Genomic DNA, 11,668 nt, shown 5'->3' on the forward strand with positions numbered 1-11,668 from the left:
GGAGCCAAATGAACATTACCGCATTCTACTTGCTTTTTAGCCTCTATATCATTGCCTTGATTGCTCTGAGTCTCTGGTTAAGTCGCCACCAGAAAAGTGGGGAGGATTTCTTGCTGGCCGGTCGCAATGTCTCCACCCGGCTAAGCCTAGGAACGACGGTGGCTACCATGATAGGCACAGGCACCAGCATGGGGGCCGTAGGCTTTGCCTACACCAACAGTTGGGCAGGGATGTTGTATGGCATAGGCGGTGCCTGCGGAATTCTGTTGGCAGCCTGGTTATTCGCGCCGGTGCGTCGTTATGGCTTTATGACCATGAGTGAAGAGTTATCTTTTTATGTTGGTGCTCAGCCACAGATGCGTTTGCTGTTTGCTTTACTTATTTTTATTGCCTCGCTCGGTTGGTTAGGTGCCCACCTGATTGGTGGTGCTTTGTATTTATCCTGGGCGACGGGTCTGGATTTAGATGTCGCGAAGCTGGTGATTGCCGCTGCTTTTACCGTCTACATTGTGATTGGTGGTTATACGGCTGTGGTATGGACGGACTCGATCATGGCCATTATTTTGTTTATCGGCTTTGTATTGATGGCGGTTCTCATTAGTGTACAAGCCGGAGGGGTGCTTGCACTCACACAGCAAGTTCCGGCCGCGCAGTCGGGCTGGCAGGCGCTGAGCCATATTGGCCTGATCCCAGCCGTCTCGCTGGCAGCGGTGATTGCGCTAGGGGTTTTAGCAACGCCTTCTTTTCGACAGCGCATTTATTCGGCCCGCTCTGTCCGCACAGTACGGCGGGCGTTCACCCTGGCCGGTTTGCTTTATCTGGCGTTTGCTGCCTTGCCAGCCATGATTGGCATTGCCGCGAGGCAGACGGCACCGGATTTGGCCGATCACCAATTTGCCTTTGCCACCGTCGCCGTCAGCGTCTTGCCCGCAGTGCTTGCGATGGTGGTTCTGTTGGCCGGGGTATCTGCCACCTTATCCTCTGCCAGCTCAGATGCAATCGCTGCCGTCAGTATTTTTATCCGTGATATGGTGCAGCAGTGTTACCCGGCAGGTTTCAGCCAGCAGCGCTTGTTGTTGCTAAGCCGGCTGTCCCTGGTGATGGTTGCACTGTTGGCATTGGCTATGGCATTGATGTCCAATGATATCATTCGCTACATCACCTCTTTAATTGCAACTGTGATGTCTGGTCTGGCCGTGACTGCATTGCTGGGACGGTTCTGGCGCGGATTCCGCTGGCAGGGAGCCTTAGCAGCGGTGACACTGGCTATGACTACGTCGTTAAGTATTTTGCTGCAACCGGATTGGTTGCAGTTTTGGGGCAATCCGGTGCTTCCGGCTTTTACTTGCGCCATGGTTGCAGGGGTGCTGATAAGTTTGTGCTACCAACAGCAAAGGATCACGCCTTTGACCAGCATGCGCCGGTTACGGCAAGAGCGCCAGCGTTTTTTGCAGCAGAGCAACGTGCTGGCAAAACCTGCTGAGTCAGATGGTAAGAACAGCGGCTTATCAGCTGCCGACTGCCGGGGAGAGACCTCCGTATGATGCGTATTTTTACTGCTTCGCTTGCGACTGAAACCAACACCTTCTCACCGATGTTCACCGATCTAACCAGCTTTAAAAATAGTTTTTATGCAGCGCCTGGTGAACACCCGGATACACCGACCCTATGCAGCGCTCCATTGATCGCCTGCCGTGAGCGGGCTCTTACTGAAGGTTTTACCCTTATTGAAGGCAGCTGTAGCTGGGCAGAACCCGGTGGGCTGGTCAATCGTGCAACCTACGAATTTCTGCGTGATGAAATCTTACTGCAGCTGACAGCAGCCCTGCCGGTGGATGCTGTGGTGCTTGGCCTGCACGGGGCTATGGTGGCACAAGGCTACGATGATTGTGAGGGGGACTTGCTAAGCCGGATCCGCGCTCTAACCGGGCCTGATACTGTGATCGCTGCTGAGCTGGACCCTCACAGCCATCTGACCGGGCAACGGGTTGCCATGGCTGATTTGCTCATTGCATTTAAAGAGTTTCCTCACCTGGATTTTATGGATCGGGCCCGCGAGCTGGTTCAACTGACACTGGCAACGGTTCGTGGTGAAATCATCCCATGTATGGCCAGCTTCGATTGCCGAATGATTGATGTGCTGCCAACCAGTAACGAGCCAATGAAATCATTTCTTAGCAGGATCCGCCAACTGGAACAGCAGCCGGGGGTACTCTCTATTTCCGTGATCCATGGTTTTATGGCAGGCGATGTGCCGGAGATGGGCACTCAACTGCTGGTGATCACCGACAACCAACCGGAGTTGAGCAAGCAGCTGGCTTCGCAGCTTGGTATGGAACTGTTTGCCCTGCGTGGGCAAAGCATGCCAGCCATGCTGACAGTCGAAGAGGGGGTCGATCAGTTGAGGTTAAACCGTCAGGGCCCCGTGGTATTAGCAGATGTCTGGGATAACCCGGGCGGTGGTGTCGCGGGTGATGGCACGCTGATCCTGCATGAAGTGATTCGGCAGCAGCTGACCGGGGTGGCCTTTGGTACCATCTGGGATCCAATGGCGGTACAGTTGTGTTTTGCGGCAGGAGAAGGGGCTGTAATCCCACTGCGTTTTGGTGGCAAAAGCTGTGCCACTGCCGGTGATCCGGTGGATAAAATAATTGAAGTCAAAGCACTGCGAGCTTCAGCCTGGCAAGAATTTGCTGGTAGCAAGGTACCGATGGGGGCCTGTGCCTGGATCCGGTTTGATGGCATTGATGTGATTTTAAATTCGAATCGCTGTCAGTCGTTTGATCCCAGCCTGTTCAGTGCGGTGGGGATAGTGCCAGAGCAGTGTCATGGGCTGGTGGTTAAATCCACCAACCATTTCTATCAGGGCTTTGCAGCCATTGCTGCCAAGGTGTTGTATTTGGACGCAAAAGCGCCGTATCCAAGCGATCCCAAACAGAACAACTACCAAAAGCTGTCACGGGCTATCTGGCCTATTGTGGAGCAACCTCATCAAACAGCAGATAAGAGAAAGCCCGTTTGCACTCAGTGAGGGGGCTCCTGGCTTGGTAAGGTGAGCCGCTCGATGCAGCCACAATCTTGTAGCGTGATGTAAAGCTGACACAACTGGGCGGCCAGATTGGTTGGCTTTTGGTGCTTAAGTGGAAGCTCCGCCAACAATTTGCCATCGGTAGTCAGCAGTACAACACTGCCATTTCCGTAACGCGTTACTGCCAGTGTCCCTGGCTGCACCATGCGCATGCCATCCAGTCCTGCGGATGAAAAGGCGGCTATCAGCGTTTTGTCTGTCAGCTGCTGTTGCTCAATACGATAGCGCCAGATACGGCGCTGCACACTTTCGTTAACAAACAAATACTGCTGATCGTCAGACACCTCAATGCCATTGGTGGTACCCATGCCAGCCTCCAGCAACTGGCTGTGGCCATCGGCTGTGATGCGCCACAATTGCCCGTTGCCGGTCGACCAGTCCGGATCGCTGGCAAAGAGGGTGTCCGGTGGTAGTAACGCAAGATCATTCGGCTGATGCATGGCTGGTTGGTGCAGCAGTTCTGTCAGTTGCTGGCTGTCCATTTGGTATTGCCAGATCCGGTTGCGGCTATAGTCCGCGATAAACATCCGATCACCATCCGAGCTAAAACGAATACCATTGCCAATACTACCTTCTGGTAAATTGAGCACTAAGCTGGTCTGGCCTTGTGGATCAACGCGGCCAATGCTGCCCTGCTGCTGATAATTGACCAGATACAAGTACTGATCCGGTCCGAAGGCTGGTCCTTCAATACCAGCGGTAAAGGTGCCTGCAGGTACCCATACCGTGCTGATGGGCTGTGTGAGCAAAGGTTGGATCAACCGGTGAGCGGCCAGTACCAGCTCTGCCTGAATAACACGACTTTCCTGCCAGAGCTGGCGGGCTGCTGCTAGCTGCTTTGGATTGGTTGCAGGCTGTTGCATCAGCTCAAGCCCTAAGCTGGCCAGTTTGCTTAATTGGAGAATAATGGGCTTTAATTCTTGCGCCTTGTCAGAGTCAGTTAAATAAGGCAGCAAAGTATCTGGCAGTTGCTGCCAGTGCTCCAGTTGCTGCTGCAATGGCGCAAGGCTAATGGTATGGTCATGCTGCCAGCGGCTGAGCAATCGTTCGAGCTGTCGCAACTGCTCGTTTTCGGCCGGTAAAAAGTCCACCAGCCGATCCAGTGGGGCCTGATTATGATACTGCCGGCGCACAGAGCGCTCATGCAGCCGGTGGTAGTAATGGGCTGGCTCCAGGCCAATCAGCAATTGTTGCATGGCGGCCATGCCTTCTGCATGCACCAGTCTGGTCAGTCCACTGTGTTGTTGTTGTCGATGCTGCAAACCCAGCGAATGTTCCAGCCAGGGGTCCAGCTTTGCCAGGCGCTGATAAAGGAAGTCCTCATCGGTCAGCTCCGCAGAGGACCAGAGCCGCTCTGCTACCACCAGGGCTTGTGGCCATAGCCGGCGATCAATCACCTCGGCATTGACCAGCTCGCCCCAAAGCGCGATTTCACCCCCCAGCACTCTGGTGGCTTCTTGCTTGCTTAGCGCTGGCCTTGCCACCCCTGCTGGTAACGGCTGGCTGCTATTGTACCAGGCCAATTGACTGCCATGCACCCTGTAAGGGGCATTGCCAACCACCAGCTCACCGCTGAGCTCTTCGCCGAGCGACCATTCAGCCTGCAGTGGCCCCATCCAGCTATCCAGTTGAAAGCGCAAACGATTAGCTTCCAGTTCCAGGTGCTGCAGCTGCTGTCTGCTGCGACCAGCAAAGTCGATAAAACCCTGGACTTCATGGTTGTCCAGAAACACCAGGTAGAGCTCACCACGAATCGGAGCGCCGCGTAACCGAGGTATATCAAACTGCCAGCCCGACCAGGCCTGATAGTGGTCGGGGTGCTTAGGGCTTGGTGTGGGTAAGGGGTCTATACGGTAGTGATAGCTGGCAAATTGGGGCTGATCCAGGTAGTAGCCGGTGGAGAGGATCACATCATGCCCGGCTTTGGCGGCTTCGACCACAGAGTCAAGCCCACGCCAGGATTGCACCAGGCTGGAAGCTGGCAAGTCGGGAGTTAAAATCTCATCCCAGCCAATCATGCGGCGATCCAATCTGGTCAAGATAGAAAGTAAGCGTTGATTAAACCAGGTTTGCAGCGCCAGATGATCCGCCAGACCGTGTTGCTGTTTGAATACCTGTATCGCTGGGTTTTGCTGCCAATGATCGGGCAAGACTTCATCACCACCAATATGAAGATAGGCATCCGGGAACAGGCTGGTGACTTCTTCGAGTAATTGCTGCAGAAACACAAACACCTGCTCATTGGTTGGGTCCAGTACCGCCGGATGTATGCCCCAGTGTGTTTCCGGTTGTGTTGGGCCAGGCATCGACATCAACTCGGGGTAAGCTGCACCGAGTGCAGTAGTATGACCTGGCACATCAATTTCCGGTACGACCCGTATGCCGCGTTTGGCCGCGTAACGCACAACAGAACGGATGTCATCCTGGCTGTAGTAGCCGTCTGTGCCACCTATCTGATGCAATTTAGGAAAGCGCTTTGACTCTATGCGCCAGCCCTGATCATCGGTTAGATGCCAGTGCAGCACATTCAGTTTTGCCGCGGCCATGGCGTCCAGCTGGCGTTTAATGGTTTCGACCGGTAAAAAGTGGCGGGCCGGATCCAGCAACAATCCACGCCAGGCAAAGCGGGGGCTATCCTTGATCAGAACTGCTGGCAGTTGGCTGCCGGTGCCGGCCAGTTGCAGCAGGGTTTCCAGGCCATGCAATACGCCAAGGTGGGTATGTGCACTCAGCTGGATGCCACTGACATCAACCTTTAGCTGGTAAGACTCATCCTGCTTCAGCTGTGGCCAGAGAAAAGGCTGCTCGTCAGCGATGGTGATACGCAGCAGTTCTGGGGCATCTGCGGCAAAGCGAAGTTGTGGCTTGTTCTGTTGCAGACGTTTCAGCATACGCTCTAAAGCCGGTAGAAGTATGGTGGTATGCTGCTCGGGAAAGTGCCAGTTGATGGCCTCAGGTAAGTGCAGGGGGGCACTGTCTAACCATTCCAACTGCTGAGGAAATGGCATCAGGCAAGCTTTTTGCTGACATGGTTGCGAGGACAGGGCGGGAGCAGGGATGAACAGCACCATCAGTAGGATTATCAGTCCAGGATTTTTAAGTGGCATTACGGATCTCTTTTTTGAATCATGATTGTTACTTGGTAACATCAAAAACACTGTCTTACAAGTGGTTTATATAAAGGTCGCAGAATTTATAGCATAAAAAAGCAAAAATAACTGTTTACTTTTTGCTCTTTCTGGTACAAAGTAACAATGAGCTTGGGTATAAAGCAGTTATCAAGCAGGGCTGATCAACGCAATCAGTACAGAACATCGGACGGCCTGTGTCGGCCTGAACCTGATGCAGACAACGAGACCATAACGAGAAGAGAGTAACGCCATGCCTGGAACAAAATTTACTGGTAATAAGTTAACGTTAGCCGTTTCGGCTGCCCTTTTTGGGCTTCAGCCAGTCATTGCCCTGGCTGAAAATGACAGCGATGTCATTGATGGGGCAGCAGACGAACAGGTTGAAGTCATTGAAGTCCGGGGCATCCGGGGAAGCTTGCTCAGTGCGCAGAACCTGAAACGTTTTGCCGATACGGTGAAAGATGTGATTACGGCATCCGACATTGGAGCATTGCCGGATAAATCTGTGACCGAAGCCTTGCAGCGGGTCCCGGGTGTGACCATAGAGCGCTTTGCCTCGTCGGATGATCCCAAGCATTATGCCGACGAAGGCACCGGCGTCTTAGTCCGTGGTTTGGACCGGGTTCGATCCGAAGTTAATGGCCGGGATGCGTTCAGCGCCAATCCATGGGGTGGCTTAAGTTACGAAGACTTTCCGGCCGAGTTGCTCGGCTCGGTCGAGGTGGTTAAAAATCAGACCGCCGATTTAATTTCCGGCGGCATTGCTGGTACGGTCAATTTGGTAACCCGTAAGCCTTTTGATAGCGATGAGCGGGTGCTGGCTTTTAATGTCAAAGCCAACTACGGCGATTACCGCAAAGCCTGGACGCCTTCAGTTTCGGCTCTGTTCTCGGATAGCTGGGAAACTAATGCTGGCCGTTTTGGTTTTCTGATTGCCGCTTCGCAGTCTGAATTTAAAACCCGTGGTGATGGCATTGGCTTGGGTAACTTTCACTCCCGTGGTGACTCATTCATTCCTACATTGGATGAATGGGGCGGTATTACCGGGGTAGACCCAGACTCACCCGTAGACGGTCCGGCTTTACCTGGACAGCCTGCCGGTAGTGTCTGGCATGTGCCTGTGGCGATTCATATGAGCACAGCCGACAACGATCGTAAGCGTACCGGCTTTACCTCGTCGTTGCAGTGGGCCAATACCGACAATACACTGGTCGCTACCTTGGAACACATCAACTCACGAGCTTCACTGGAGTGGAATGAGCGGCAAATTGGTCAGGCGGCGCAAGGCTTTCGCAGCTTTATGGGCTCATCGCAAAACTGGCGGGACGATGCCGCCAATGGCTACCCTTTAACCACCAGTGGCGGTTTTGTTACCTCGGGGATTGCGCTGGGTGTCAGTCCGGAAACACCGTTCTTTTATCGTAGTCGCTGGAACTACAACGAAAATACCGTGCAGGATACCTCATTCAATCTGGTGTACCGGCCCACCGATCGCTTGAGCATGGTGTTTGATTATCAGCACATCGACTCAGAGAAAGTGGTGCATAACTACAGCATGTCTGGCCAAACCCGTGGCAACCATGTGCATGTGGTGTCACCGTATTTTCTGGATATGCGCGGTACACGCCCCACAGTGGAGTTTTTAAGCGATAATATCCTGACCGCTGGCTGGTCGCCAAATCAGGATTGGGATGGCCCGGTACCGAATGTGTTTCTGGGAAGCGGCATGGAGCAAGAAGAGCACAACAGTGCCAGAGCAGATAGCTTTAAATTTGATCTGACCTATGAGCTGGATGGCCTGTTCACTGCAGTCAGAACGGGTTTTTACTACTCGGATAAAGATCTGACGGTACGGGATACGGCCTACGAAGGCTGGTCGGCGATCGGTACGCCCTGGATCCAGGCTGATCGCAATGCTGCAGCTGCAGTCAATCGCCCAGAGCTGTTTGAGCGGGTCGATTTCGGCAACTTCTATCATGGCAAGGTATTGTTGGGGGATGTAAATAACTTCTTGTTTCCACGCATGGATTTAGTACGTAATTATGCCGATTCGCTGCGTCAGGGCTGTCAGGATGGCTGGCACAATGCCACCTTAAGTGCAGCCAACAATGGTGTTTGTACCGGCACCTATGTGCCCTACGAAGACAAACCAAACCGGGTAGAGGGACCATTTGCTGCGCACAATATCAGCTCGTCCAATGAAAAACGTACCGAATTATATGTGCGCGGTGATTTCGACTTCATTGATTTGCCAATGCCGGTAAAAGGCAATTTAGGCCTGCGTTATGTGAACTACAAGCTGCAGTCCACCGGTGCCTTTGTGCAGCCGATTGAGGCACGGCGCGGTGAGGCCGGCACCTCGCTGTACAACGTGATGCAGCAACCGCAATACCAGCGCTACTTTAATCTGGCTGGTGGCCAGTCGCAGTTAAGTACCGTCAAAGGCACTGATTACACCACCATTTTACCCAGCCTGAACTTTAACGTTGGGGTGACCGACGATGTAGTGGTGCGCTTTGGTGCGTCCAAAGGTCTGTATTACCCTAGCCTGATGGATACCCGCAACATCAGCTTGCTGGATTTGGATTACGACCGTCGTTTGCAAACGCCAGGCATGGATTACGATGAAGAAAACAACCCGGTAGTGGGGCTGGATAACATTTCGGTTACTGCGCTTGCCGGTAACCCCTATCTGAAACCAGAGAGCTCCATCAATCTGGATTTATCAACCGAATGGTACTTTGCACCGGCTGGTTTTATGGCGGTAGCCCTGTTCCATAAACGGCTGGATAACATCATTCGTAGCCGCTCATTCGAGCTCCCTTTGGAGTTTGAAGGTGAAAGCTACAATGTATCGGCTTACGGTCCAGCCAATACCGGATCTGGTACCATTCGCGGGGTTGAACTGTCGTATTCGCAGTTTTACGACATGTTGCCTGGGGCTTGGAGTGGTCTGGGCTTGCAGCTCAACTTTACCTACATTGATCAGAGTGGGCTGGAAGATCCGAACGAAATCTCGGACGGTACCCTGGGCTTTGACGAAGCTGGTAACCGCATTGCCGATAACCGCAATACTTTCCGGGTGTTCAGTGGACTGCCATTGCAGGGATACTCCGATAAGAACCTGAACATTGTGGGTATGTATGAGTTTGAAAAAGTATCCTTTCGTCTGGCTTACACCTGGCGCTCGGAGTACCTGCTGACACTGCGTGAGTCGGAAGAGTATGTGCCGGCTTATGCCAAGTCGACCGGCATGATGGATGCCAGCTTGTACTACAGCATCAATGACAACTGGAAAGTCGGTATCGAAGGCAGCAACCTGCTGCGCAGCGAGATCCGCACCCAGTATCAAATGAACCAGGAAGGGGTAAGAACCGATGCACTGAGTTTTACCACCGATCGCCGGTATGCGCTTAGCGTGCGCGCAGTGTTCTGATGAGTAAGGGTGGTTGCTGCTGCCCTCCCGGATGACAGCTGATCCTGCATCTACCTCTGGCAGCAATCACCCGCCTTTGGGGCAAGCCCAAAGGCAAAGATGTGTTAATAAGCCGGCAATTGCCGGTTTGTTGGTTTTGGTAGTGCAGCAATATGAAGCGGCACTTTCTTGAATTCTCACCGCTGATACGGTTTTTTGTTCGAACTCACCAGCCAAAGCGCAAGCAGCAGTATACCGGCACCTATTGATAGCCGTAGTACATCGGTATCGCGGTTCCACAGTAGCAGATTCACCAACAAGCCTGCCGGGATCAGCGCATTGTTCATGGTGGCCAGCTGGCCACTGTTGACTTTGGTTGCCCCCAGGTTCCATAAGAAATAGCCAAGGCCTGAAGCGACGATGCCTAACCAGAGCAGGATCCCCCATTGCAGCTCCGTAGTGGGGTACTGAGGTTGTCCCAGCAGTAGCCAGGCGGGCAGTACAATCAGCAGGGCGCCAACATAAAACCAACCAAAAATGGTATGTTGCGCTGGCTGTGTTGCCGCCGGCCAGTGCGCCAGCCGGTATTTGTACAGCACCTGGCCACTGGCAAAGCAAAGATTTGCTCCTTGCACCACCAGAAAGCCCAGCCAGAAATCGTCATTCAGGTTGTTCCAGCGCATCACGGCGGCACCGGCTATGGCCAGCAAGGCACTGAGCAAATAGCGACGATGAAAGCGGCCCTCCAGCAGATCATGCAACAGGGTGATATACACCGGAGTGAAAATGGTAAAAATCAGCACTTCCGGTACCGACAGCAGCAAGAACGACTGATAGTAGAACAAATACATCAGCCCGAGCTGAATGGCACCTATGCCCATCAGTTGAGCGGCTATCTTGGGGGCGACTTGATGCCGCAGCAACCAGGGCAAAAACACCACCGTGGCCAGCACCACCCGGCTTAGCACCGCAAAATAAGTGTCCACCTGACCAGCCAGGTAGACACCAATCAGCGAAAAAGAAAAAGCCCAAAGTAAAGTGATGGCCCATAAGTACAGCATGCAGGTGTTCCGTTATCCTGATTGTTCACGGCCGCTAGCATGCCGTAAAGCCAGTTGGAGATCCACTGCAACCGCCGTTAAACTGCCATTGCCGGCAGGCTGGCGTTCCGGGCTTGCGCTGTTGCGTCAGGCTTCGTATGGTAGCTTCAGGTAAAACCAATCAGGACATCAGATGCAACCTCAATTTATCGTCGATGCGTTTGCCACCGGACTTTTTACGGGCAATCCGGCGGCAGTCTGTCCGCTCAAGCACTGGCTGGACGATGCGTTGCTGCAACAGATAGCGGCCCAAAATAATTTATCGGAAACCGCCTTCTTCGTCGCAGGGCCGCATGGCTATCAGCTGCGCTGGTTTACTCCGACCGCAGAAGTCGACTTGTGCGGCCATGCCACCTTGGCCAGTGCGCATGTGTTATTTAGTCACCTTGGTTACCCCGGTGCACAGATTGTTTTTCATACCCGCAGTGGTGAGCTTCGGGTGCAAAAGGATGGCGACTGGTTGCAGATGGATTTTCCCGCCAGCATGCCACAGCCGTGCGACCTGCCGCCGAACCTGGCCGAAGCCTTGGGCAAAGCGCCTGAAGCGGTGCTGGCCGCAGAGGATTATCTGGTGCTGTACCCGGATGCGGCTGCTCTGATGGCATTGACACCGGATTATGCGCTGCTGGCCCGTTTGCAGAAGCGTGGTGTGATCGTAACGGCACCAGGTAGTGATGGTGTGGATTTTGTCAGCCGCTTTTTTGTGCCGAAGCTTGGCGTGAACGAAGATCCGGTCACCGGCTCGGCCCACTGTCAACTGGCCCCTTACTGGGCTGAGCGATTGCAAAAGCAGCAATTAATAGCAAGGCAGCTCTCTAAGCGAGGGGGTGAGGTGCGTTGCTCGCTGCAAGGGCCGCGGGTACTGTTATCCGGTCAGGCACGGACTTATTTGCAGGGGCAATTGTTGCTGACATAAAAAACGGCGCCATTTGGC

6 protein-coding genes are annotated in these 11,668 nt (G+C 53.5%); 4 read left to right on the top strand and 2 right to left on the bottom strand.

The window, feature by feature from the left end; genetic code table 11:
- Window positions 1–8: 8 nt before the first annotated feature.
- Complete coding sequence (locus QWY20_RS03550) at window positions 9–1,544, top strand: sodium:solute symporter family protein (protein WP_330127663.1); 1,536 nt, start codon at window positions 9–11, stop codon at window positions 1,542–1,544.
- Window positions 1,544–3,031, top strand: coding sequence for a M81 family metallopeptidase (locus QWY20_RS03555; protein WP_330127848.1), 1,488 nt, complete (start codon window positions 1,544–1,546; stop codon window positions 3,029–3,031). Before QWY20_RS03550 ends, QWY20_RS03555 begins: the two co-directional genes overlap by 1 nt.
- On the opposite strand, the gene QWY20_RS03560 is transcribed toward QWY20_RS03555, so the two are convergent.
- On the bottom strand, window positions 3,025–6,096 hold the full coding sequence (locus QWY20_RS03560; protein ID WP_330127664.1) for a family 20 glycosylhydrolase: 3,072 nt from the start codon (window positions 6,094–6,096) through the stop codon (window positions 3,025–3,027). The two genes, QWY20_RS03555 and QWY20_RS03560, sit on opposite strands and share 7 nt — an antisense overlap.
- Before the next feature lie 373 nt (window positions 6,097–6,469).
- Between QWY20_RS03560 and QWY20_RS03565 the strand changes: the two genes are divergently transcribed.
- Entirely contained in the window at window positions 6,470–9,655 is a 3,186-nt protein-coding gene (locus QWY20_RS03565) for a TonB-dependent receptor (protein ID WP_330127665.1), read from the top strand.
- A 176-nt stretch (window positions 9,656–9,831) separates the two neighbouring features.
- Here QWY20_RS03565 and QWY20_RS03570 read toward each other — a convergent pair whose 3' ends face one another.
- Window positions 9,832–10,695: an EamA family transporter gene (locus QWY20_RS03570; protein WP_330127666.1), complete on the bottom strand. Its 864-nt coding sequence runs from the start codon at window positions 10,693–10,695 to the stop codon at window positions 9,832–9,834.
- 172 nt (window positions 10,696–10,867) lie between these two features.
- Between QWY20_RS03570 and QWY20_RS03575 the strand changes: the two genes are divergently transcribed.
- Window positions 10,868–11,650: a PhzF family phenazine biosynthesis protein gene (locus QWY20_RS03575; RefSeq protein ID WP_330127667.1), complete on the top strand. Its 783-nt coding sequence runs from the start codon at window positions 10,868–10,870 to the stop codon at window positions 11,648–11,650.
- Window positions 11,651–11,668 lie beyond the last annotated feature (18 nt).

The organism is Alkalimonas cellulosilytica (assembly GCF_036325985.1).
Taxonomy (GTDB): domain Bacteria; phylum Pseudomonadota; class Gammaproteobacteria; order Enterobacterales; family Alteromonadaceae; genus Alkalimonas; species Alkalimonas cellulosilytica.

What these genes read in the sequence shown, in the direction of transcription:
- QWY20_RS03550 (WP_330127663.1), top strand. Translation starts at nt 9, where the DNA reads ATGAACATTACCGCATTCTACTTGCTTTTTAGCCTCTATATCATTGCC.
- QWY20_RS03565 (WP_330127665.1), top strand. Translation starts at nt 6,470, where the DNA reads ATGCCTGGAACAAAATTTACTGGTAATAAGTTAACGTTAGCCGTTTCG.
- QWY20_RS03575 (WP_330127667.1), top strand. Translation starts at nt 10,868, where the DNA reads ATGCAACCTCAATTTATCGTCGATGCGTTTGCCACCGGACTTTTTACG.
- QWY20_RS03570 (WP_330127666.1), bottom strand. Translation starts at nt 10,695, where the DNA reads ATGCTGTACTTATGGGCCATCACTTTACTTTGGGCTTTTTCTTTTTCG.
- QWY20_RS03560 (WP_330127664.1), bottom strand. Translation starts at nt 6,096, where the DNA reads ATGCCATTTCCTCAGCAGTTGGAATGGTTAGACAGTGCCCCCCTGCAC.
- QWY20_RS03555 (WP_330127848.1), top strand. Translation starts at nt 1,544, where the DNA reads ATGCGTATTTTTACTGCTTCGCTTGCGACTGAAACCAACACCTTCTCA.